Here is a 22,399-nt window from a genome sequence, read left to right as displayed (position 1 = left end):
CGTGGGGGGTGGGCTCGGGGCCGTCGGTCAGCCTGCCGATGAGCACGCCCGTGAACAGCACGGCGAGGAGGCAGGTCAGCACGCCCAGACGGCTCCGGCGCTGAAGGCCGCGCTGGGTTTGCCGGGTGTGAGAGTTCCGCCACATACCGCCGCTAACGATAGAGATGTCTGGTCCTGAGAAAGAAGGGGTCCCAGGGAAACGAAATCGAACCGTTCTACGTCAGGTAGACTCAGCCAGGGTTACCGGTCTTTTGACCTGCACGCCTCCGGGCGGGTAGCTTAGGTTCGTTGTGTGCATAGGTCCAGCGTGACCAATGCGCGGCGCGTCCGGCGTCATCTCCCGTGGTGAGGGAGACGGAAGGTCCGGGCCGTCGTGTGCCCGCACCGACCGACCAATGTAGCTGTCGCATCCGACAGCGCCGAAGACGCGAGCATAAAGAAGGCTACGACCGTGCGCACGTACTCACCGAAGCCCGCCGACGTCCAGCGTCAGTGGTACGTCATCGACGCGACCGATGTCGTGCTGGGCCGGCTGGCCAGCCACGTCGCGATCCTGCTCCGCGGCAAGCACAAGCCGATCTTCGCCAACCACGTCGACACCGGTGACTTCGTCATCGTCATCAACGCGGACAAGATCGCGCTCAGTGGCAACAAGCTTGAGCAGAAGAAGGCCTACCGCCACTCGGGCTACCCGGGCGGTCTGCGTTCCGTCACCTATGGCGAGCTCATGGAGAAGCGGCCGGACAAGGCAGTCGAGAAGGCCGTCAAGGGCATGCTGCCGAAGAACTCCCTCGGTCGGAAGATGGCCAAGAAGCTGAAGGTCTACGCGGGTTCCGAGCACCCGCACCAGGCTCAGCAGCCGGTGCCGTTCCAGATCACCCAGATCGCCCAGTAGTAGTTCGAAAGAGTTAGAGGAGAACCGTGGCTGAGCCCACCGGTGTCGAGACGGCCGTCGAGGCCGAGCTGGAGGAGTACTCCGGCGAGGACTTCCCGTCCGAGTACACCACCGAGTCCGCCGCCAGCGCCGACGCTCCCGTGCGCAAGCCCGTCACCACGGGCAACTCGTACGGCACCGGCCGCCGTAAGGAGGCGATCGCCCGCGTGCGCATCGTCCCTGGCACCGGCAAGTGGACGATCAACGGTCGTTCGCTGGACGTCTACTTCCCGAACAAGGTCCACCAGCAGATCGTCAACGAGCCCTTCGTGGTGCTCGGTGCCGAGGAGGCCTTCGACATCATCGCCCGCATCGACGGCGGCGGCGTCACCGGCCAGGCCGGCGCGCTGCGCATGGGCCTGTCCCGGGCCCTGGCGATCCTGGACGTCGAGGTCAACCGCCCGCCGCTGAAGAAGGCCGGCTTCCTGACCCGTGACGCCCGCGCCACGGAGCGGAAGAAGTACGGCCTCAAGAAGGCCCGCAAGGCTCCGCAGTACAGCAAGCGCTAAGTTGGCGCGCCTTTTCGGCACCGACGGGGTACGTGGGGTCGCGGGCCGCGACCTCACGGCGGAGCTCGCCATGGATCTTTCCGTGGCGGCTGCTCACGTCCTCGGCGATGCAGGCGCGTTCGCCGCCACCGGACGTCGTCCGGTGGCGGTCGTGGGCCGGGACCCGCGTGCCTCGGGAGAGTTTCTCGAGGCCGCCGTGGTCGCCGGCCTCGCGGCGTCTGGAGTGGATGTGCTGCGCCTCGGCGTGCTGCCCACCCCGGCCGTCGCCCACCTCACCGCCGCGCTCGGCGCCGATCTCGGCGTCATGCTGTCGGCCTCGCACAATCCCGCGCCGGACAACGGCATCAAGTTCCTGGCGCGTGGCGGCTTCAAGTTGTCCGACGCGGTCGAGGACGAGATCGAGCGGCGGCTCGGTGAGGACTGGAGCTTCCCCGTCGGCTCCGGCGTCGGGCGCGTGCGCGACGCGTACGGGGAGGCGGACCGCTACATCTCGCACGTGCTGACCACGATGAGCGCGCCGCTCGACGGGCTGAGCATCGTGGTCGACTGCGCCCACGGGGCCGCGCACATGGTGGCGCCGGAGGCGCTGCTGCGCGCGGGTGCGCGGGTCGAGGCCATCGGCGCCCGTCCCGACGGGCTCAACATCAACGCCGGCCACGGCTCGACCCACCTGGACAAGCTGCGTCAGGTGGTCATCTCGCGCGGTGCCGACCTGGGCGTGGCCTACGACGGCGACGCCGACCGCTGCCTGGCGGTCGACCACACGGGCGCGGTCATCGACGGCGACCACATCATGGCGATCCTCGCCGCCGCCATGCACGGTGAGGGCCTGCTGGCCCACGACACCGTGGTCGCGACCGTGATGTCCAACCTGGGCTTCAAGCTCGCCATGCGTGACGCCGGGATCAACGTGGTGGAGACCTCGGTGGGCGACCGCTACGTGCTGGAGCGGATGAAGTCCGACGGCTTCAACCTGGGCGGCGAGCAGTCGGGGCACGTCATCATGCTCGACCACGCCACCACCGGCGACGGGCTGCTCACCTCGCTCCACCTGCTGGGCGTGATGGCCAAGTCGGGGGTGCCGCTCAAGGAGCTGGCCGCGGTGATGACGCCGCTGCCGCAGATCCTGATCAACGTCAAGGACGTGGACAAGGGCAAGGCGTCGGTGCCCGAGCTCGTCGCGGCCGTCGCCGAGGCGGAGGCGGAGCTCGGGGAGACCGGCCGGGTGCTGATCCGGCCGAGCGGCACCGAGCCCATGATCCGGGTCATGGTGGAGGCGGCCTCCGAGGAGCACGCCACCCAGGTGGCGGGCCGGCTGGCCGACGTCGTGCGCGTCGCCTGCGTCTGAACACCTTCGCCGTACGGCCCGCGAGCATGCTCGCGGGCCGTACGCGTGCGGTCATTCGTCGCCGGTGAGCGAGAAGACGCGCAGGCGCTGACCGGCCCAGAAGACGGCCGCGACGGTGACCACGAGCAGGGCGGGGACGGCGAAGCCGAGGGCGACGTCCGCCTCCAGGAAGGGCGATGCGGAGATCTGGTCGGCGATCGACTGCCCCCAGCTCTGGATCGAGAACCTGCGGGCCCCGGCGATCAGGTTGCCCACCAGGCTCTCCCAGACCAGGGCGTAGATGATGCCGATCGTGACGGCGTGCCGGGTGACGACTCCGAGCAGCAGGAACACGGCGGCGTACGCGATGCCGGCCACCAGCGAGCCGGTGGCGAATCCGACGGCGATGTCGTCCTCGTTGCCCACCAGGATGAAGGCCGCCACGTACGTCGGCAGGGCCGCGAAGACGGCCAGCATCGTGACCGCGACCAGGAACTTCGTCTGGGCGATGACCGGGCGGGAGATCGGCTTGGACAGCAGGTGGATGATGGTGCCGTCGTCGATCTCGGGGGCGATGACGCCGGTGCCGGCGATGAGGCCGAGCAGCGGCAGCATGGTGCCGATCGCGAAGCTCTTCATCAGCTCCACGGCGGTGGCCTGGTCGGCGGCGCCGAACGCGCGCAGCAGCACGGCCAGGCCGATCAGGGCCACGGGGAGCAGCAGGAGCAGGACGATCCGCCGGCGGCCGAGCAGGGCGCGGTAGGTGATGCCGGCAACGACTGTGTTCATCTCACGAGCTCCTGTTGATGAGGTACGAGAACACGCTCTCCAGGTCCTCGTCCGCCGGGGAGACCTCGTGCAGGCGTACGCCCTCCGCCTTGGCCACCCGGGGCAGCAGGCGGGCGAACCGGCGGAACTCGGTGGCCTGGACCTCCATGCCGTCGGCGCGCAGCGTGATGCCGCCGGTCGAGTCGTCGCGGACCAGGGCGGCGGCGAGCCGCCTGTCGTCGCTGGAACGGATCATGAACAGGTGGGGCCGGTCGGTCATCAGCCGCCTGATCTCGCGGAAGTTGCCCGACGCCGCGTGCCGGCCCGAGACCAGCACCTCGATCTGCTGGGCGACCCGCTCGACCTCCTCCAGGATGTGGGAGCTGAACAGGATCGTCTTCCCGCTCGCGCCCATGTTCCTGACGAGGTCCATCAGGTGCAGGCGCTGGCGCGGGTCCATGCCGTTGAACGGCTCGTCGAGCAGCAGCACGGCCGGGTCGTGGACGAGGGCCGCGGCGACCTTGACGCGCTGGCGCATGCCCTTCGAGTACGTCTCGACCCGCCGGTCCTTCGGCTCCTCCATCTCGACCGTGGCCAGGGCCTTGCGGGCGGCCTCCTCCGGGTCGGGCAGGCCGTGCAGGCGGGCGGCGGACAGCACGAACTGCCAGCCGGTCAGGAAGCCGTAGACGCCCTCCCGCTCCGGGACCAGGCCGATGTTCCGGTAGATCTGGTGGTTCTTCCAGACGGGGGTGCCGTCGAGGGTGACCGTGCCGCCCGACGGGGCGAGGAAGCCGGACATCATGTGCAGCAGCGTCGACTTGCCCGCGCCGTTCGGGCCGAGCAGGCCCGTGACGCCGGGACCGATGGTCATCGTGACGTCGTTGACCGCGACCACGTTGCCGTACCAGCGGGAGACCTGTGAGAGCTCGATCCTCATTGCGCGGCCGCCTTCCGGTAACGCAGGGCCAGGGCGGCCACGGCGGCGCCGATCAGCACCACCAGGATCGCCGCCGAGGCGGGCCCGCTCGGGTAGCCGCCCTCGATGGAGTGCGGCGGGGTGCCGAACAGCCAGCTCTGCACCGAGTCGACCAGCCAGAACGGGTTCATCAGCCAGGCCCAGGCGGCGGCCTCCTCGTTGCCCGTCACGGCCATCGAGGCGTAGATGATCGGGACCGACGCGGAGGCGAGCAGGTACACGGTGATGACCGAGGCCACGCCGAGGCCGCGGCGCGGCGTGAACGAGGCCAGCGCCAGCCCGAACGCCGACAGCAGCAGGGCCAGCAGCAGCGCGGTGACCATGGACCCGAGGTATTCGCCGGTGGCCGGGGGGCCGGGCAGGTCCACCACCAGTTCGCCGACGTACATCACGGTCAGCGGGGTGGCGACCAGGGCGAAGACCGCCACGGTCATCGCCGTGACCTTGGCGCCGACGTACTCGGCGATCGAGACGGGCCGCGACAGGTAGAGCGGCAGGACGCGGTAGCGCAGGTCGGGCGCGACCACGGTGGGCGCCTGCGCGGCCAGGAAGATGGCGATCACGGCCTGCATGATGACCGCGAACCCGCTGTACGGGATGCCGGGCTGCCTGGCCAGGGCCATGATGGCGATGCTCACGACGGCGGGCACGAGCATGATGGTCGCCAGGGCGAACGGCACGATCTTGCTGCGGGCCGGGCGGCCGAGGCCGAAGACGCCGCGCAGGCTGTGTACGGCCAGCGCCCTGGTCGAGTAGCCGCGGCCGAGCCGGGGGCCGTCGTAGTGGCGGTAGCCGATGTCGTAGATCTCAGACATGCGCCGCCTCCTCCCTGAAGACGTCCTCGATGCGGTGGCGGCCCTGTTCGAGGCGGATGAGGGCCAGGTCGAGGTCTGCCGTGGCGTCGCGGATGGCGTCGTACGTCTCGGGCCCCCGCACCTCGACGACCAGCAGGCGGCCCTGCCGCGAGACGGTCTGCCCGTCGCCGGACAGCCGGGCGGCCAGCTCGTCGAGCCCTTCGTCCACCTCGACCGCGACGGTCTCGGTGGTCTGGGTGAACTCGCCGATCGCGGACGAGCGCAGCAGCCGCCCGCCGTCGATGACGATCACGTGGTCGCAGATGCGCTCCAGCTCGCCCAGCAGGTGGGAGGTGACCAGCACGCTGATGCCGAACTCGGTGCCGATGCGCCTGATCAGCGTGAGCATCTCGTCGCGTCCGCGCGGGTCGAGGCCGTTGGTGGGTTCGTCGAGGAAGATCAGTTTCGGGTCGTGGACCAGCGCCTGGGCCAGTTTGACCCGCTGTTTCATGCCGGTGGAGTAGCCCCCGACCGGGCGATAGCGCTCTTCGGCCAGGCCGACGTGACGCAGGACGTCGGCGGCGCGCTCGCGGGCGGCGGTGCGGGGCAGGCCGGACATCCGGGCAAGGTGGACGACCAGCTCGGTGGCGGAGACGTCGGGGGGCAGGCATTCGTGCTCGGGCATGTAGCCGACGAGCTTGCGGATCTCGGCGCCCTTCGTGGTGACGTCCAGGTCCAGCACGCGCGCGCCGCCGCCGGACGGCGGCAGCAGGCCGAGCAGGATCTTGATCAGCGTCGACTTTCCGGCGCCGTTCGCCCCCACCAGGCCCGTGATGCCGGGACCCACGGTGACCGTGAGCCGATCGATCGCGGTGACCGTGGTGAATTGTTTGGTCAGCCCCTCGGTGGCGAGGATGTGCATGTGCCGGAATCTACTAGCCCCACCGGCGCCGGTACCTCAGTCAAACGGATGAACGCCGTCCTACTTGAGGCCAGAATCTCCGCTGGATCACGAGCGTCGTGGTGCCCGCGATGACCATGCCCACGATGTTGATCGCGAGCTGCGCGACCGACGGGGCGACCTCCCGCCAGTCCGACAGCGCCGCCGCGACGGCCACGTAGCCGGCGGCCGGCACCGTGGTGACCGAGATGAAGACGCCGACCAGGGCCGACGACTTGCCCGCCGTGACCGACAGCACCCCGGCCGCGCCCGCCAGCAGCGCGACGATGAACGACCAGCGGTCGGGCTTGACGATGAACCGGACCTCCTCGTTCGAGGTGAGGTTGCCGATGTCGATCCAGCCCCACCAGTGGGAGACGAGCGCGCACGCGTACGTGATGGCGATCGCCACGGTGAAGCCGATGACCAGCGTGCGCAGCGCGGTCACGACCAGGTGCCAGCGGCGGCGCAGCAGGCCGAAGCAGATGGCCGCGACCGCGCCGAACTCGGGGCCGAGCACCATCGCGCCGACGATCAGGATCGGGGAGTTCTGCAGCACGCCGATGCCCGCGAGCTGGGTGGCGATGGCGAGGAAGGCGATGTATGCCCAGGTCAGGCGGGATTCGGCGTGGACCTTCTGGGCCAGTTGCTCCCAGATGACGGCGTCGTCGGGCTCGCCGGGAGCCTGTTCGACGGCCTCCTCCGCGGCCTTGGACAGCGACAGATCGACCTGCTCGGCGGCGATGGAGCCCTCGGTCTCCAGCCATTTGAGCCGGCCGAGCACCTCGTTGGCCGACTCCCTGGCCGCGTCGCAGAGGACGACGTCGCCCCGCGGCTCCCGGCCCGCGCCCGGGAGCACGACGATGTTGGTGACGCCGGGGGAGTCCTCCAGCACCGCCGTGGCCTCTTCGGTGCGCGCGGCCGGGACGATCAGTCGGAGATGAAGCACGGGCTCATTGTCGTCGATCGGACCTTGACGATGTGTTGATAGGCATACGCGAGGCTCCCTCACATGATCTGGTTCTGGTGCCACGACCACGGTGAGGAGTGCTGGTTCGCCGGCATCGACGATCAGGAGTGCGCCGGCAGGTTCGCGCGCTACCTGTACGAGGAGGCGTTCAGGTCTGGCGGAGGCGTACCCGCCGTACGGAGTGGTCGGCGCCCTTCTTGAGGACGAGGTCGGCTCGTCCTCTGGTGGGGGCGATGTTCTCGATGAGGTTGCGTTCGTTGATGTCCCGCCAGACGTTGCGGGCGAAGTCGGTGGCCTCGTCGTAGGATAGTTCGGCTATGTGCCGGAAGTACGACTTCGGGTCCTCGAAGGCGGTGCGGCGGAGCTTGTGGAAGCGGTCGACGTACCAGGCGCGGATGTCCTCGACCTTGGCGTCCACGTAGATGGAGAAGTCGAAGTAGTCGTTGACCGCGAGGGACGTGGGCGGGGCGGGCTGCAGGACGTTGAGCCCCTCGATGATGAGGATGTCGGGGTTCTTCACGGTCTGGGCGGCGCCGGGGACGATGTCGTATTCGAGGTGGCTGTAGACGGGCGCCTTGACCTCCGCGGCCCCCGCCTTCACCTCTGCCACGAACCTGACCAGCCCCCGCCGGTCGTAGCTCTCGGGGAAGCCCTTGCGATGCATGATCTTCTTGGACTCCAGCACCGCGTTGGGGTGCAGGAAGCTGTCGGTGGTGATCAGCTCCACGTGCGGGTGCTCCGGCCAGCGGGCCAGGAGGGTGTGCAGCAGCCGCGCCGTGGTCGACTTGCCGACCGCGACGCTGCCCGCGATGCCCAGGATGTACGGGACGCGCTGCTCGGGGTGGCCGAGGAACGCGCTCAGCACGCTGCTGCGCTGCTTGGACCCGGTGAAGTGCAGGTTGAGCAGCCGGGTGAGTGGGAGGTAGATGTCGGTCACTTCGGTGAGGTCGATGGGATCATCGAGGCCGCGTAGCTCTTCCAGCTCTGCTGCGGTGAGAGTCAAGGGCGTGTTCTTGCGGAGCTCGCTCCACTGCTCCCTGCTCAGTTCCACGTAGCCGTTGTTCACCTTGGCAGCGTAGCGATGTGCGACATACCGGATCTCGGCCGGGGCTGTCCCTGGGGATCCACAGCCTGTGGACAACGGCGTGGGATTACCAAGACCCAGTTCAGGGAACGGATGTGTGTCTTGCCGAATCCGGCGTGTGGCGGGCGGACGGCGGCTACTGTCCCGACGGGAGGTATTCCGTGGACCGTCGTCGCTTCATCTCCGCCGTCGTCGCCGGGATCGCCGGGCCCTTCGCGGGGGTCGCGTGCGCCGGGGCGAAGGGCGCGGCCGAACCCGTACGCGGGTACGGGCCGCTGCGTCCCGTACCCGATCTGCGCGACGGAAAGGTACGGCTGCACCTGCCGGACGGCTTCGCCTACCGCTCCTTCAGCGTGGCCGGAGACGCCTACGACGACGGCTCCACGGTGCCGGGCCGGCACGACGGCATGGCCGCCTTCTCCGGCCCGAAGGGCAGCGCCGTCCTCATCCGCAACCACGAGGTCGCCGGCCCCGTGGGCGCCTTCGGCGACAGGACCAGGGCGTACGACCCGATGGCCGGCGGCGGCACCTCGACGATCCAGGTCACCCGGTACGGCGAGGTGATCAGCAGCGCCCCCTCGCTCAACGGCACGATGATGAACTGCTCGGGTGGCCCCATGGCCTGGCGTGCCTGGGTGAGCTGCGAGGAGACGGTCAACGGCCCCGACGTGGGCGACGACCACACCGGCGCCGACAACTCCACGCTCACCCGCAAGCACGGCTACATCTTCGAGGTGCCGGTCGGCCGCGCCGCCACGGCCCGGCCGATCCGCGCGGCCGGACGCTTCCCGCACGAGTCCGCCGCCTTCGACCCCTCGACCGGGGCCGTCTACCTCACCGAGGACAACTTCTCCTTCCCCTCCGGCTTCTACCGCTACCTGCCGCCCCGGCACCCCGTCCTGGCCGGGCGGCTGCTCGACGGCGGCAGGCTGCAGATGCTCGCCGTGGACGGCGTCGCCCGCAAGAACCTGTCGGTGGGCCAGGAGCCCGGCAGCACGTACCCGGTCACCTGGGTGGACATCGACGACCCCGACCCCGGGTTCACCGGCCTGCCCTCCTACGACGACGCCGCCCAGGCCGTGGGCAGGCAGGGCCGGGTCAAGGGCGGGGCGATCTTCGCCCGGCTGGAGGGCGCGGTGCACCACAACGGCACCGTCTACTTCGTCTCCACCCAGGGCGGGGCCGCCGCGCCGGGCGAGCCGGCGCCCGACGGGTTCGGCGACGGTCGCGGGCAGGTGTGGGCGTACGAGCTGTGGAGCCGGCGGCTCAAGCTCGTCTACGAGTCGCCGCGCTCGTCGGTGCTGGACCTGCCCGACAACGTGACGGCCAGCAGGCGCGGCACCCTCGTGCTGTGCGAGGACGGCGACGGCGACAACTTCCTGCGCGGCCTGACCAGGACGGGCGAGATCTTCGACTTCGCCAGGCTGCAGCCGATCGCGGGCGACGAAGGGGCGGAGTTCGCGGGCACCACGTTCGGGCCCGCCGGCCACACGCTCTACGTCAACCTCCAGGCCGAGCAGGGCATGTCGATCGCGATCTGGGGGCCGTGGGAGCGCGGTCCGTTCTGATCCGAGCGGCCTGCCATACCCTTGGACGATGATCCTGGGTATCGGCGTGGACGTCGTGGACATCGCCCGCTTCGAGGCCGCGCTGGAGCGTACCCCGCAGCTCAAGGACCGGCTGTTCACCGACGTCGAGCGGTCGCTGCCGACACAGTCGCTGGCCGCCAGGTTCGCCGCCAAGGAGGCCGTGGCCAAGGCGCTCGGCGCGCCCAGGGGCCTGGGGCACCTGGAGGCCGAGGTGCGCTGCGACGAGCTCGGCAAGCCCGAACTGCACGTCTCCGGCAAGGTGGCCGAGGCCGCGTACGGGCTCGGGGTCAAGCGCTGGCACATTTCGCTGAGCCACGACGCGGGCGTCGCCGTGGCCTACGTGATCGCGGAGGGATAGCTTCGGATCATGCGCACTGCCTACACCGCCGACCAGATCCGGGGCGCCGAGCACGCGCTCATGGCGCGGCTGCCCGAGGGCACGCTGATGCAGCGGGCGGCCACCGGCCTCGCCGCCGTCTGCGCCGGCCTGCTGGGCGGCGTCTACGGCAGACGCGTGGTGCTGCTCGTCGGCAGCGGCGACAACGGCGGCGACGCCCTGTACGCGGGTGAGCGGCTGGCCAGGCGCGGAGCCCGGGTGGAGGTGGTGCCGGCCGGGTCCAGGTCCCACGAGGCGGGGCTGCGCGCGCTGCTCGACGCCGGCGGCCGGGTCGCCGGCGGGTCCGCGATCGAGGAGGCCGACCTGATCATCGACGGGCTCGTCGGCATCGGGGCCTCCGGGGCGCTGCGCGAGCCGTACGCGGGGCTCACGCAGCGGGCCGCCGCCGCCCCCGGCGTGGTCGTGGCGGTCGACGTGCCCAGCGGGGTCGACGCGAGCAGCGGCGAGGTGGCGGGGGCGGCCGTCCGGGCCCAGGTGACCGTGACCATGGGGGCGTACAAGACGGGGCTGCTGGTCGACCCCGGCGCGTCCTTCACGGGTGCGGTCGAGCTGGTGGACATCGGGCTGGGGCCCTACCTGCCCGACCCCGACGTCGCCGCGCTCACCGGCCCCGACGTGGACGACCTGATGCCGCGTCCCGGCAACGAGTCGGACAAGTACCGCAGGGGAGTGCTGGGCGTCGCCGCGGGCGGCGACCTGTTCACCGGCGCGGCCGTGCTGGCCGTGGGCGGCGCGCTGCGGGGCGGCGCGGGCCTGGTCCGGTACGCCGGCCGGGAGGCCCCGGTCGCCCAGGTGCGCGCCCACTGGCCGGAGGCCGTGGTCACGCTCCTCGACGAGCCCTCGATCGAGCATGTGGGGCGGGTGCAGGCGTGGGTGCTCGGCCCGGGGCTCGGCACCGACGGCTGGGCGCACGAGCTGGCCGCCAGGGTGCTGGCCACCGACGTGCCCGTGCTGATCGACGCCGACGGGCTGACCCTGGTGGCCGCCGACCGCGGGCTGCTGCGGCGCGCCGCGCCGGTGCTGATCACGCCGCACGCGGGGGAGCTGGCCAGGCTCCTGCGCGCCGACCGCGCCGACGTCGAGGCGGCCAGGCTGGCGCACGTCCGCCGCGCGGCGGCCGAGCTGTGCGTGACCGTGCTGCTCAAGGGCTCGACCACGGTGGTGGCCGCCGACTCGCGGCCGGTGCGGGTGAACGTCACCGGCACGCCCTGGCTGGCCAGCGGCGGCACGGGCGACGTGCTGTCCGGGGTCGCGGGCGCGCTGCTCGCCCAGGGGCTGAGCTGCTACGACGCCGCCGCGTGCGGCGCCTACCTGCACGGCGTCGCCGGACGGCTGGCCGCCGACGGCGCCCCCTTGACCGCGGCCGACGTGGCCGGCGCGATCCCGGCCGCCATCCGGGCCGTGACCAGCGCCGGTTCGTGAGCGGCCCCCGGCGGGAACCGGACCCGGCAGTCCGCGCGAGCTGACACACTAGAAGGATGTACTCTCCAGTGGCCACGCCCGCCGAGGCACGCGTCGATCTGGCCGCCGTCAGGCACAACGTGGCCCTGCTCAAGGAGCGGGCCGGCGGCGCGGAGCTGATGGGCGCGGTCAAGGCCGACGCCTACGGGCACGGGCTGGCGCCCACGTCGCGGGCGGTGCTGGAGGGCGGGGCAAGCCGGCTCGGCACGGCGTTCATCGGCGAGGCCCTCGATCTGCGCGCGGCCGGCGTGACCGCGCCGATCCTGTCCTGGCTGATCACCCCCGGCGAGCCGCTCGACGAGGCGCTGGCCGCGGGCGTCGAGCTGTCGGCCGCCGATGTGCGGCTGCTCGACGAGATCGCCGCCGCCGCCCGGCGGGCGGGCCGTCCCGCCCAGGTGCACCTGGAGGCCGACACCGGCATGAGCAGGGGCGGCGCGCCGCTCGCGGCCTGGCCGGAGCTGCTGACCAGGGCGCGTGAGCTGCGCGCCGAGGGCGTCGTCGAGGTCGTCGGGCTGTGGTCCCACTTCGCCTGCGCCGACATCCCCGGGCACCCGTCGATCGACCGGCAGTTGGAGACATATCGCACGGCGCTGAAGCTGGCCGAGCAGGCGGGGCTGGCCGGCTCCCACGTGATCAGGCACCTCGCCAACTCCGCCGCCGCCATGACCCTGCCCGACGCCCGCTTCGACCTGGTCAGGTGCGGCATCGCGATGTACGGCCTGAGCCCCATCCCCGAGCAGGGCGACTTCGGTCTCAGGCCGGCCATGACGCTGGTGGCCCGGATCGCCCAGGCCAAGCGCGTCACCGAGAGCTCGGGGGTCTCCTACGGGCACCTCTACGTCACCGATCGCGAGACCACGCTCGGCCTCGTCCCCCTCGGGTACGCCGACGGCATCCTCCGGCACGCGACCGGGCGGGCCGAGGTCCTGGCGGGCGGCCGCCGCAGGGTGATCGCCGGCCGGGTGTGCATGGACCAGTTCGTGATCGACATGGGCGACGACCCGCTGGCGGCGGGCGACGAGGTCGTGCTGTTCGGACCGGGCGACAGGGGCGAGCCGACCGCGCAGGAATGGGCGGATACCCTCGGCACGATCACGCATGAGATCGTGACGAGAATCGGCGCGCGCGTGCCCCGGGTTCACCAGAACGTGACGCAGGGCATTTCGCAGCGGGCATGAGCGGAGAAGGATCGGGGACATGACGACGCCGACAGCACGGCGCAGGGCAGGGATCGCCGGCGCGCTCGTCGGCGCGGCTTCGGCCGGTGTCGCCGCGGCGGCACTGGCCAAACGGTACGCGGTCGGCCGGATCAGGCTGCGCCCCGACACCGAGGCGAGCGAGCCGTTCGGCGAACTGCGCGGCAGGGAGCGCACGCTCGTCACCTCCGACGGTTACGCGCTGCACGTCGAGATCGACGGCCCCGAGGACGCCCCGCTGACCGTCGTACTCTGCCACGGCTACTGCCTCAGCCAGGAGTCCTGGCACTACCAGCGCAAGGACCTGCGCGAGAACTACCGGGTCGTGCTGTGGGACCAGCGCTCCCACGGTCGTTCCCAGCGCGCCGACGCCGCGGACTGCACGATCGACCGGCTCGGCGACGACCTGGCCGAGGTGCTGGAGAAGTTCGTGCCCGGCCCGTGCGTGCTGGTCGGCCACTCCATGGGCGGCATGACCATGATGGCGCTGGCCGACCGCCGCCCTGAGCTGTTCGGTGACAGGATCCGGGCGGCGGCGCTGATCGCCACCTCGGCGGGCAAGCTGGCCGAGCTGACGCTGGGCCTGCCCGCGGTGCTGTCCAAGGTGGTGCACAAGGTGGCCCCCGGCACGGTGTCGCTGCTGGGCAAGCGGGGCACGCTGATCGACCGGACCCGCCACGCGGGCAGCGACATCGCCTTCCTGATCACCCGCCTGATCGGCTTCGGCGACCCCAGGAACGTCAGCCCCACCGTGGTCGACTTCGCCGAGTCGATGATCAGGGCCACCCCGACCGAGGTGGTCGCCAACTTCTACCCGGCCCTGATGAACCACGACAAGCTCTCCGCCCTGCACGTGCTCGACCCGGTGCCCACCGCGATCCTGGTCGGCGACACCGACTGGCTGACCCCGCCCGACCACAGCAGGGCCATCGCCGCTGCGCTGCCGAAGGCGCAGCTCACCGAGGTGCCCGACACCTCGCACCTGATCCAGCTCGAACGTCCCGGCGTCGTCAACGACGCGCTGCGTGACCTGCTGAAGAGAGTGGAGCTCTAGTGCGGCTCGCGACACCCGACGACATGCGGGCCTACGGCGCCCGCCTGGCCGCCCGCCTGCGCCCCGGCGACCTGCTCGTCCTGTCGGGCCCGCTCGGGGCCGGCAAGACCACGCTGGTGCAGGGCATCGCCGAAGGGCTCAAGGTGCGCGGCCCGATCACCTCGCCCACGTTCGTGATCGCCAGGGTGCATCCGTCGCTGCGGCAGGGGCCGCCGCTCGTGCACGTGGACGCCTACCGGCTGGGCGGCGACCTGGAGGTGGACGATCTCGACCTCGACGCCTCGCTGGAGGAGTCGGTCACCGTCGTCGAGTGGGGCGAGGGGCTGGTCGAGGGGCTGGCCGACGACCGCCTGGAGGTTCACATCGACCGCGAGGGGGGCGACGAGGCCCGCCTCGTGACCCTGCGCGGCGTGGGCCGCCGATGGGCCGACACGCCGTCTGATCCGCCACAAGTCTGAAACCCACGTCAAACACCGGTAAAGCTGGCACCCTTGACGTACCGGGCCGACGCTATGAATCATGATCGTTGGTCAGGGATTCACCCGGAAATTCTGGGTATCAGGACGAGCGAGTTCCACGGTTTTGGTGGATGCTGGGGTGCAAGACGGCGGAGTGGGGTGCGGCCGGTGCTCAGGGTCAGGCGAATCGCATGCGCGGGAGCCATCGTCGTGGTCGGTCTGACCGGCTGCTCGGCTTCGGCGGAGAGCGATCCAACAACCACGCCCACACCGACGGCCTCGGGGAGCGGCAGCCCGGCCGCCTCGGATGGCGCGCGCCCGACGGCGACCACCACCCGGCAGACCATCATGGTCCAGCTCAACCCCGACCGCGTCACCGCCGGTGAGACGTCCACGGTCTGGATCCTGGCCAACTGCCCGGTCCCGAGCGGCGGCCCCGCCCACACCGGCACCGCCACGTCCAGGGCGTTCGTCAACGGCGTCACGCTCAACTCGGTGCCCGCGGCCTCGCTCAGCCCGTCGCCCACCGCCGGCACGGGGTCGGCGTGGGTGCGCGGCGAGGCGCAGGTCTCCGGCACCGTCCGGCGCGGGAACTACCGCGTCGACGTCAAGTGCGACGGCACCAACGACCTCGGCCGGGCCACCCTCAAGATCGTCTCGGACGAGGCGGAGCCGAGCACCACCGTGCCCACCAGGGCGCCCAGGGCGGGCGGCGGGGGCGCGTACGCGCAGGACGCCTCCGACGACTCCGCCATCCCGTTCGGCCCCGCCGGCGTGCTGATCGGGCTGGCCCTGGTCGCGGGCGTCGGTTTCGCGGTCAAGCGGCGCACCCGGGCGTAGGGACGCATGGCCCGCCCCGGACGGGTGGTGCTCGCCGGAGCCATCACCGGTCTGGTACTGGTCGTGTTCGGCAGAGGCATGCAGACCGAGACCGCCACGACGCCCGTCGCGAACGTCGTGCCCAAGAGCATCGACATCCCCTCGATCGACGTCGAGGCCCCGCTGATGAAGCTCAACCTGCAGAAGAACGGCGAGGTCGAGCTGCCGCCGTACGAGAAGCCGAAGACGGCCGGCTGGTACACCGGCAGCGTGGTGCCTGGCGAGAAGGGCGCCTCGGTGATCATCGGCCACGTCGACACCAAGACCGCGCCCGCCGTCTTCTACAAGCTCAGGGAGTTACGCAAGGGCGAGACCGTCAAGGTGGAGCGCAGCGACGGCAAGGTCGTGGAGTTCAGGGTGGACTCGATCGAGCAGGTGCACAAGGACAGCTTCCCCGCCCAGCGCGTCTACGTGGAGGACGGCCTCAAGCTGGTGACCTGCGGCGGCAAGTTCGACTACGCCAAGGGCGAATACCTCGACAACATCATCGTGTACGCCTCCCAGGTCTGAGGGCCCGAGGTCACGGGAGCGGCGGAAGCGGCCGGGTCTGAGCCGCGCGGCGGGTAGGCTAAACAGTCGTGCTGGTCCTGGCCTTTGATACCGCGACGCCCGCCGTCACCGCCGCGCTCCACGACGGGGAGCGCGTGCTCGCCGAGTCGACCACGATCGACGCCCGGCGCCACGGTGAGCTGCTCGTGCCCACCATCGAGGTCGTGCTGAGCGAGGCCGGTGTGCGCCTGCGCGAGGTGACGGCCATCGTGGCGGGCAGCGGCCCCGGCCCCTACACCGGCCTGCGCGTCGGCCTGATGACCGCGCAGGGCCTGGCCACGACGCTGGGCGTGCCCGCGTACGGCATCTGCACGCTCGACGCCGTCGCCTACGGCAGCGGCCTGTCCGAGCCCTTCCTGGCGGCCACCGACGCGCGGCGCAAGGAGGTCTTCTGGGCGCGCTACGCCGATCGCCGCACCCGCGTCGAGGGGCCCTTCGTCGACCGGCCCGCCGACGTGCCCGTGCGGGGGCTGCCGGTCGTGGGCGCGGGCGCGCAGCTCTACCCCGACCTCCTGGGCGGCGGGCCCGACCTGCCGCCCTACCCCTACGCGGGGGCGCTGGCCGCGCTGGCGGCCGAGCGGCTCGGCGAGGGCGTCCCGCTCGACCCGCCCCGCCCCATCTACCTGCGCAGACCCGACGCGGTGGTGCCGGGCGCGCCCAAGCGGGTGACGGCGTGAAGCTGCGGCCGATGACCGAGGCCGACCTGCCCGCGGTCATGGCGATCGAGCGGGCCACGTTCCCGCTCGACGCGTGGAGCGAGGGCATGATGCGCGGCGAACTGGCCGAGATGCCGCGCACCCGCCACTACGTGGTGGTCCTGGTCGACGACCGGATCGTCGCCTACGCCGGGCTGGCCGCCGCCGCCGACCAGGCCGACGTGCAGACCATCGCGGTCCTGGACAAACACCAGGGCACCGGCATCGGCAGCGCGATGCTGACCGAGCTGCTGGGCGAGGCCCGTCGCAGGGGCGCGCGCGAGGTCTTCCTGGAAGTGCGCGCCGACAACCCGCGGGCGCAGGTGGTCTACCGGCATTTCGGGTTCGAGGAGATCGGCACCCGCCGCCGCTACTACGACGACGGCACCGACGCGATCATGATGAGAAGGAAGCTAGGTGACTGACGCACCCCTGGTCCTGGGCATCGAGACGTCCTGCGACGAGACCGGCATCGGCATCGTCAGGGGTCACACGCTGCTGGCCAACACGATCGCCTCCAGCATGGACGAGCACGCCAGATTCGGCGGCGTCGTGCCCGAGGTCGCCTCGCGCGCCCATCTGGAGGCCATGACGCCGACCGTGGAGGCCGCGCTGGCCGCGGCCGGGCTGAAGTTCTCCGACATCGACGCCATCGCGGTGACCGCCGGCCCCGGGCTCGCGGGAGCGCTGCTGGTGGGCGTGGCCGCGGCCAAGTCGTACGCGCTCGGCCTCGGCGTCCCGCTCTACGGCGTCAACCACCTGGCCGCCCACGTCGCCGTCGACCAGTTGGAGCACGGGCCGCTGCCCAAGCCGTGCGTCGCCCTGCTGGTCTCGGGCGGCCACTCCTCGCTGTTGCTCGTGCCCGACGTGGCCGCCGACGTCATCTCGCTCGGCTCCACCGTCGACGACGCGGCGGGTGAGGCGTTCGACAAGGTCGCCAGGGTGCTCGGGCTGCCGTTCCCGGGCGGCCCGTACATCGACAAGGCCGCCCGCGACGGGTCGGGCACGGCGATCGGGTTCCCGCGCGGCAAGATCGACGACGGCACGCTCGACTTCTCCTTCTCCGGGCTCAAGACGGCCGTGGCGCGCTGGGTCGAGGCGCGGCAGGCGTCAGGGGCGTCCGTGCACGTGCCGGACGTGGCGGCCTCCTTCCAGGAGGCCGTGGTCGACGTGCTGACCCGCAAGGCGCTGCAGGCGTGCCGGAAGTACGACGTGCACGACCTGCTGATCGGCGGCGGCGTGGCGGCCAACTCGCGGCTGCGCGCGCTGGCGCAGGAGCGCTGCGACGCGGCCGGAGTGCGGCTGCGCGTGCCCAGGCCGGGGTTGTGCACCGACAACGGGGCCATGGTCGCCGCCCTCGGCTCCGACCTGGTGGCGGCCGGGATCACACCCTCGTCGCTGGAGATCCCGGCCGACTCGTCGCTGCCGATCACGACCGTGCACGTGTGAGCGCGCGGCCCCGGTAGAGCGTCCGCAGGCGCAGCGCCAGGGCCGCGGCGGCGAGCACCGAGAACAGGCCGAGCTGCCACCAGGTGTCGTCGTCGCCGCCCAGGTGCCGGTCCAGCACGTGGTTCACGACGTGGAAGGTGTTGGTGAACACGTATCCGGCCAGCACCACCGAGATCACGTCGCGCCACCACAGGGCGCACACCATCATCATGCCGATGCCGATCTGGAAGACGCCGGCGTCGTGCAGGAAGTGCACGTGGTTGGGCCAGCCGGCCCACGCGGCGAAGCTCGCCGGGTCGATCCGCATCCACACGCCGGTGACCAGCATCGTCGCCGCGGCCACCACTACTGTGATCTTGATGAACATCCGTCCGTCCCTCTCCTCGGGTTCGGGGAAGGGACGGCGGTGACCGCACGGATGTGACAACGGGCGGTGTGAGCCGCCGCACAAGCGCGGGCCGGGTTCAGGCCGAAGTTCAGTCCTTGCCTCTCGTCGGGCGCAGCAGCGCCTCGGCCAGGGCCAGCATGGTCTCCTCCAGCGCGCCCAGCCGCTTGGTGAGGTCTTCGGCCGCGGGCTCGACGATGCCGGACACCGTGCCGGCCAACTCGTCGGCGTCGGGGCGGGACCTGACCAGCTCGGTGAGCGCGTCGGTGGCCGCGGTCAGGCGTTCGGCCTGCTCGCCCACGTGCGACTGGAGCAGCTCGCCGACCTGCTCGGGGATGGCGAGGGCGGCGGGGAGCCGGCCCACGCTCTCGGTGACGGAGCCGATGCGCTCGTCCATCGACTCCAGGTGCTCGCCGGCCTGCTCGGCGCGGGTGGCCAGGCCGTTGAGGTGGGTGTCGAAGCCGCGCAGGCGGGTGTCGAGGCCGCCGAAGTGGCCGTCGAGGCCGTCGAGGCGGCTGCTCATGTGCTCCTCGGCCTCGACCAGGCGTTCGTCGATGGCGTCCATCTGGTTGTCGAGCTTGTTGAAGCGGGCCTCGCCGCGGGTGGCGATCTCGGTGGCGTGCTGGTCGGCGGCCGAGACGCGCTCGTCGAGCGAGGCGAAGCGGGCGTCGACGCGCACGTCGAGGGCGTCGAAGCGGTCGTCGTGGCGGCCCAGGTGGCCGTCGAGGGTGCCCAGCCGCTTGTCCACCGAGCCGAGCTGGCCGTCCACGGAGACCAGGCGCTTGTCCACGCCGCTCATCCGGCCGTCGAGACCGTCGATCCTGGTGTCGATGTCGGCCAGGCACTCGTCGGCCGACTCCAGGCGGCTGTCGAACCCGGTCAGCCGCGAGTCGAGCGCCGCGAGCCGGCCCTCGGCCCGGTCGAGCCGGGCGTCGACGCCGCTGAGCCGGGCCGTCAGGCGCTGCTCGCTCTCGCCGAGCTGCACGGCGAGGTGCTGGTCGGCCTCGTCGAGCCGGGTGGTCAGGCGCTGCTCGACGGCGGCCAGCCGGCCGGTGAGCTGCTCGTCGGCCTCCCTGAGCCGGCCCACGAGGCGCTCGTCGGCCTCCAGGAGCGCCGTGGCCAGGCGCTGGTCGGTCTCGTCGAGCCGGGTGCCGAGACGCTGGTCGGTGTCGTTCAGGCGGGTGCTCAGCCGCTCGTCGGTCTCGCCGAGCCGGGTGCTCAGCCGCTCCTCGGTCTCGTCGAGGCGGGCGCCGAGGCGCTGGTCGGCGTCGTCGAGCCGGGCGGACGTGCGCTGCTCGGCGGCCTCGACCTTGCCCGCGAGCTGCTCGACCGTGCCCGCCAGGCGCTCGGTGACGCTCTCGGACAGGTCGTTGACGACGTCCTCGACGCGGTCGGTGCGGCTGGTCAGCTCGGCCATCGACTTGTCGAGCCGGGTGAAGCGGCTGGCCGCGGCCTCCATGCTGGAGTTGAGGCCGGCCAGCAGGGCCGCGAAGTCGGACATGCCCTTGGTGATGCCGTCGGTGGTGTCGAGCACCGACTGCAGGCGGCTGAGCGCCTCCTCCACGCTCTCGCCCACCGTGCCGAGGTCGGCCCACAGGCTCGGCAGCTCGGCCACCGGGGTGACGCGGGCGTCCACGTGGTTGATCCGCTCGCCGACGGCGTCGACGTGGTCGCGTACCGCCTCGACGTGCTGCGCCAGGCCCTCCGCCCACATCGGCGGCTTGGCGGAGATCTCGTCGAGGCGTCCGCTGACCGTCTCCAGCGTGCCGCTCAGACCGCCCAGCTCGCGCTCGCGGACCTCGCGCAGCAGCCACTCCATGCCCTCGAGCCGCTGCCGGATCTCGTCGAGCACCGCGCCCTGGGTGCGTTGCTCGTAGACGTGGTCCTGGGCGGCACGAGCGAGCAGGTCTCGCATCCTCTTGGGGACGGCGTCGTAGCCGTTTGGAAGAAGGGCGGAGTGGTTGGAATGGTCCACCGAAAGCTCCTTCGCTCGCCGACGGTCTGCCGCGCAGCGGTGGGATAGGTCCGGTTCGTAGGGAAAGGTGAGAGCGCGGTCAACCGCAATAGGGCGGAGAACTCCTCGCCCGCCCACCTTAGCCTTTCGATCAAGGTCCGTCAGGGCTGAATTGAAAGATCGCGGTTAACGTACGGATGGCCGAGTTTGGCGATTCAGGCAGGTGGGATGGGCTTGCAGAGGATGACTGAGGGTTTGTCGGCAATTCTGGTCAGGATGATGACCAGGGATTTGTCGCCGTTCAGCCGCAAATCGGAACGAAGGCGTTCGATGTCGATCGCGGAGCCGCGCTTTTTGATGGTGACATTGCCGATCCCGCGCTCGCGGAGCGTGGCGCGGAGCTTTTTCAGAGAAAACGGAAGAATGTCCGCCACTTCGTATCCGGCGGCCCACGGGGTGCGCACCAGGACGTCGGACGTGATGTAGGCGATCATCGGGTCGAGCAGCCTGCCGCCGGCCAGTTCGGCCACCTCGCCGACGAGGTGGGCGCGGATGGCGGCGCCGTCGGGCTCGTAGACGTAGCGCCCCGGCGGGCCGGTGGGGGCCAGGACGCCGGCGGCGGTCAGCGTGTGGCCGCCGGGCAGCAGGGTCGCCCGCCTGCCCGCCGCCCGCCCCGTCCACAGCGTGGCCTCCTTGACCTCCCCCTTGTACGAGATCCACTCGGCTTCCGCGCCCTCGGGGATGAACTCGTACGGGATGCCGGGGGCGACCTTGAGGCAGGCCAGGCGGGCCCGGGAGACCAGGTCGAGCACCGTGGGCCAGGGCGGGGAGTAGGCCATGGGGTCGAACGTCCGGCCCCTGCTCGTCCGCCGGGCCGGATCGGCGAACAGCACGTCGTAGTCCTCCGGCCGGACCCGCGCCGCGTCCGCTACCGTCACCGTGACCCGGCCGTCCACCCCGAACGCCTCCACGTTGGCCCTGGCCACGGCCACGGTCAGCGGGTCGGTGTCCACGGCGTCGACGGTGCAGCCGGCGCGGGCCAGCGCGAGCAGGTCGCCGCCGACGCCGCAGCAGGCGTCGGCGACGTGCGGCGCGGCCCCGCCGTGCAGGGCGAGCAGGCGGCGGGCGCGGTGCCCGGCGACCTCCGCCCTCGTGGACTGCTCCAGGCCGTGCGGGGTGAAGAACATCCGCCCGGCGTCCGCGCCGAACTTGGCTCTGGCCCGTTCCCTGAGCCCGGCCTGGGTGAGCGCCGCCGAGGTGAGCCCCGCGTCGTACGTCCTGCGCATGGCGGTGGCGGCGGCGACGGGGTCGCCGCCGGTCAGTTCCTCGGCCTCCGCCAGGGCGCGCCTGCCGCGCGGGGTCAGCAACTCGGTGAAGGCGTCGAGGTCCACGTGACCCGACGTTAGCGCCACGCCGGGGCGGGACGGACGTCCGGGCGGCGCGGGACACGCGCCCGGCCCGCCACGTCGTCAGGGAGGTTCGCGCACGTGAAAGACTGGACGGGCTTCGGGGCCTGTCAGGGTGGCGTCAAGGTGTCTGATCGCTCTCAGCAGACGCGTTCGTGTTGACTGTCAAGCCCCTCTTGCATATGTTTCCTGTTGGCACTCTCCCCTTGAGAGTGCCAACGTGCGACGAGGCAGGTCTGACACCCGCGACGGCAGGCCCCGCTGGTCGCCTCTTCTAGATCATTCAAATCTGAAGGGGAGGTCCGATCGTGACGACCGCCACCAAGGTTCCCGTTAAGCCGCTCGGCGACCGCATCGTGGTTCAGCCGCTTGAGGCCGAGCAGACCACCGCTTCCGGCCTGGTCATCCCTGACACCGCCAAGGAGAAGCCGCAAGAGGGCAAGGTCCTCGCGGTGGGCCCGGGCAACTGGGACGAGGACGGCGACAAGCGGATTCCGCTCGACGTCTCTGAGGGCGACATCGTCCTCTACAGCAAGTACGGCGGCACCGAGGTCAAGTACGGCGGCGAGGAGTACCTCGTGCTCTCCGCCCGCGACGTTCTCGCGATCATCGAGAAGTAAGCCGG

24 protein-coding genes are annotated in these 22,399 nt (G+C 71.3%); 15 read left to right on the top strand and 9 right to left on the bottom strand.

The features are described from left to right. The first annotated feature begins 451 nt into the window (after positions 1–451). The 3 genes from rplM to glmM are packed head-to-tail and all read left to right on the top strand — an operon-like array spanning position 452 to position 2,791. Complete coding sequence (gene rplM, locus FAF44_RS15810) at positions 452–895, top strand: 50S ribosomal protein L13 (RefSeq protein WP_237103907.1); 444 nt, start codon at positions 452–454, stop codon at positions 893–895. A gap of 26 nt (positions 896–921) precedes the next feature. Then, positions 922–1,443, top strand: a complete 522-nt coding sequence (gene rpsI / locus FAF44_RS15805) for a 30S ribosomal protein S9 (RefSeq protein ID WP_237103906.1) — start codon at positions 922–924, stop codon at positions 1,441–1,443. 1 nt (position 1,444) lies between these two features. Next, a complete protein-coding gene (gene glmM / locus FAF44_RS15800; protein ID WP_237103905.1) occupies positions 1,445–2,791 on the top strand; it encodes a phosphoglucosamine mutase in 1,347 nt (448 codons plus the stop codon). Positions 2,792–2,842: 51 nt separating this feature from the next. On the opposite strand, the gene FAF44_RS15795 is transcribed toward glmM, so the two are convergent. From FAF44_RS15795 to coaA, 6 genes are all read right to left on the bottom strand, one after another. Next, a complete protein-coding gene (locus tag FAF44_RS15795; protein ID WP_237103904.1) occupies positions 2,843–3,559 on the bottom strand; it encodes an ABC transporter permease subunit in 717 nt (238 codons plus the stop codon). 1 nt (position 3,560) lies between these two features. After that, positions 3,561–4,475, bottom strand: coding sequence for an ABC transporter ATP-binding protein (locus FAF44_RS15790; RefSeq protein WP_237103903.1), 915 nt, complete (start codon positions 4,473–4,475; stop codon positions 3,561–3,563). Next, positions 4,472–5,329, bottom strand: a complete 858-nt coding sequence (locus FAF44_RS15785; RefSeq protein WP_237103902.1) for an ABC transporter permease — start codon at positions 5,327–5,329, stop codon at positions 4,472–4,474. The genes FAF44_RS15790 and FAF44_RS15785 overlap by 4 nt, the downstream gene beginning before the upstream one ends. Continuing rightward, positions 5,322–6,230 carry an ABC transporter ATP-binding protein gene (locus tag FAF44_RS15780; RefSeq protein WP_237103901.1) on the bottom strand — a complete coding sequence of 303 codons (909 nt, stop codon included), beginning with the start codon at positions 6,228–6,230 and terminating at the stop codon, positions 5,322–5,324. Before FAF44_RS15780 ends, FAF44_RS15785 begins: the two co-directional genes overlap by 8 nt. 40 nt (positions 6,231–6,270) lie before the next feature. Then, positions 6,271–7,197, bottom strand: a complete 927-nt coding sequence (locus FAF44_RS15775; RefSeq protein WP_237103900.1) for a DUF389 domain-containing protein — start codon at positions 7,195–7,197, stop codon at positions 6,271–6,273. A 169-nt stretch (positions 7,198–7,366) separates the two neighbouring features. Then, the gene (gene coaA, locus FAF44_RS15770) at positions 7,367–8,269 is read right to left on the bottom strand and encodes a type I pantothenate kinase (RefSeq protein ID WP_237103913.1); all 903 of its coding nucleotides are present in this window, start codon (positions 8,267–8,269) and stop codon (positions 7,367–7,369) included. A 194-nt stretch (positions 8,270–8,463) separates the two neighbouring features. Between coaA and FAF44_RS15765 the strand changes: the two genes are divergently transcribed. The 11 genes from FAF44_RS15765 (at position 8,464) to tsaD (ending at position 18,029) form a co-directional block, all read left to right on the top strand. Next, a complete protein-coding gene (locus FAF44_RS15765) occupies positions 8,464–9,870 on the top strand; it encodes a PhoX family phosphatase (protein WP_237103899.1) in 1,407 nt (468 codons plus the stop codon). A gap of 28 nt (positions 9,871–9,898) precedes the next feature. Beyond that, the gene (locus FAF44_RS15760; protein WP_237103898.1) at positions 9,899–10,249 is read left to right on the top strand and encodes a holo-ACP synthase; all 351 of its coding nucleotides are present in this window, start codon (positions 9,899–9,901) and stop codon (positions 10,247–10,249) included. A gap of 9 nt (positions 10,250–10,258) precedes the next feature. Next, the gene (locus tag FAF44_RS15755) at positions 10,259–11,710 is read left to right on the top strand and encodes an NAD(P)H-hydrate dehydratase (RefSeq protein WP_237103897.1); all 1,452 of its coding nucleotides are present in this window, start codon (positions 10,259–10,261) and stop codon (positions 11,708–11,710) included. A gap of 68 nt (positions 11,711–11,778) precedes the next feature. Further along, positions 11,779–12,927 carry an alanine racemase gene (alr, locus tag FAF44_RS15750; RefSeq protein ID WP_237103912.1) on the top strand — a complete coding sequence of 383 codons (1,149 nt, stop codon included), beginning with the start codon at positions 11,779–11,781 and terminating at the stop codon, positions 12,925–12,927. 19 nt (positions 12,928–12,946) lie between these two features. After that, on the top strand, positions 12,947–13,999 hold the full coding sequence (locus FAF44_RS15745) for an alpha/beta fold hydrolase (RefSeq protein WP_237103896.1): 1,053 nt from the start codon (positions 12,947–12,949) through the stop codon (positions 13,997–13,999). Then, complete coding sequence (gene tsaE / locus FAF44_RS15740; protein WP_368857761.1) at positions 13,999–14,457, top strand: tRNA (adenosine(37)-N6)-threonylcarbamoyltransferase complex ATPase subunit type 1 TsaE; 459 nt, start codon at positions 13,999–14,001, stop codon at positions 14,455–14,457. The genes FAF44_RS15745 and tsaE overlap by 1 nt, the downstream gene beginning before the upstream one ends. A gap of 210 nt (positions 14,458–14,667) precedes the next feature. Continuing rightward, positions 14,668–15,297 (top strand): hypothetical protein, encoded by a 630-nt coding sequence (locus FAF44_RS15735; protein ID WP_237103895.1) that lies wholly within the window; start codon positions 14,668–14,670, stop codon positions 15,295–15,297. Positions 15,298–15,303: 6 nt separating this feature from the next. Then, the gene (locus FAF44_RS15730; RefSeq protein ID WP_237103894.1) at positions 15,304–15,846 is read left to right on the top strand and encodes a class F sortase; all 543 of its coding nucleotides are present in this window, start codon (positions 15,304–15,306) and stop codon (positions 15,844–15,846) included. Between the two features lie 68 nt (positions 15,847–15,914). Next, positions 15,915–16,562, top strand: coding sequence for a tRNA (adenosine(37)-N6)-threonylcarbamoyltransferase complex dimerization subunit type 1 TsaB (gene tsaB / locus FAF44_RS15725; RefSeq protein WP_237103893.1), 648 nt, complete (start codon positions 15,915–15,917; stop codon positions 16,560–16,562). Between the two features lie 11 nt (positions 16,563–16,573). After that, entirely contained in the window at positions 16,574–17,005 is a 432-nt protein-coding gene (gene rimI / locus FAF44_RS15720) for a ribosomal protein S18-alanine N-acetyltransferase (RefSeq protein ID WP_237103910.1), read from the top strand. Further along, complete coding sequence (gene tsaD / locus FAF44_RS15715; RefSeq protein ID WP_237103892.1) at positions 16,998–18,029, top strand: tRNA (adenosine(37)-N6)-threonylcarbamoyltransferase complex transferase subunit TsaD; 1,032 nt, start codon at positions 16,998–17,000, stop codon at positions 18,027–18,029. The genes rimI and tsaD overlap by 8 nt, the downstream gene beginning before the upstream one ends. On the opposite strand, the gene FAF44_RS15710 is transcribed toward tsaD, so the two are convergent. The 3 genes from FAF44_RS15710 to FAF44_RS15700 all read right to left on the bottom strand — a co-directional run bounded on the left by FAF44_RS15710 (position 18,010) and on the right by FAF44_RS15700 (position 21,759). Further along, entirely contained in the window at positions 18,010–18,396 is a 387-nt protein-coding gene (locus FAF44_RS15710) for a hypothetical protein (RefSeq protein WP_237103891.1), read from the bottom strand. The genes tsaD and FAF44_RS15710 overlap by 20 nt on opposite strands. A 109-nt stretch (positions 18,397–18,505) precedes the next feature. Next, complete coding sequence (locus FAF44_RS15705; RefSeq protein WP_237103890.1) at positions 18,506–20,389, bottom strand: apolipoprotein A1/A4/E domain-containing protein; 1,884 nt, start codon at positions 20,387–20,389, stop codon at positions 18,506–18,508. Positions 20,390–20,583: 194 nt separating this feature from the next. Next, positions 20,584–21,759, bottom strand: coding sequence for a methyltransferase domain-containing protein (locus FAF44_RS15700; RefSeq protein ID WP_237103889.1), 1,176 nt, complete (start codon positions 21,757–21,759; stop codon positions 20,584–20,586). Between the two features lie 320 nt (positions 21,760–22,079). Here FAF44_RS15700 and groES point away from each other — a divergent pair, with 320 nt between their 5' ends. After that, complete coding sequence (gene groES, locus FAF44_RS15695) at positions 22,080–22,394, top strand: co-chaperone GroES (RefSeq protein WP_197093639.1); 315 nt, start codon at positions 22,080–22,082, stop codon at positions 22,392–22,394. The last annotated feature ends 5 nt before the right edge of the window (positions 22,395–22,399 follow it).

Origin of the sequence: Nonomuraea sp. MG754425, assembly GCF_021699195.1 — a bacterium.
In the GTDB taxonomy this organism is placed as follows: Bacteria; Actinomycetota; Actinomycetes; order Streptosporangiales; family Streptosporangiaceae; genus Nonomuraea.
The sequence above is the reverse complement of the archived record's forward strand: the minus strand, read 5'-3'. Positions and strand labels throughout refer to the sequence as shown.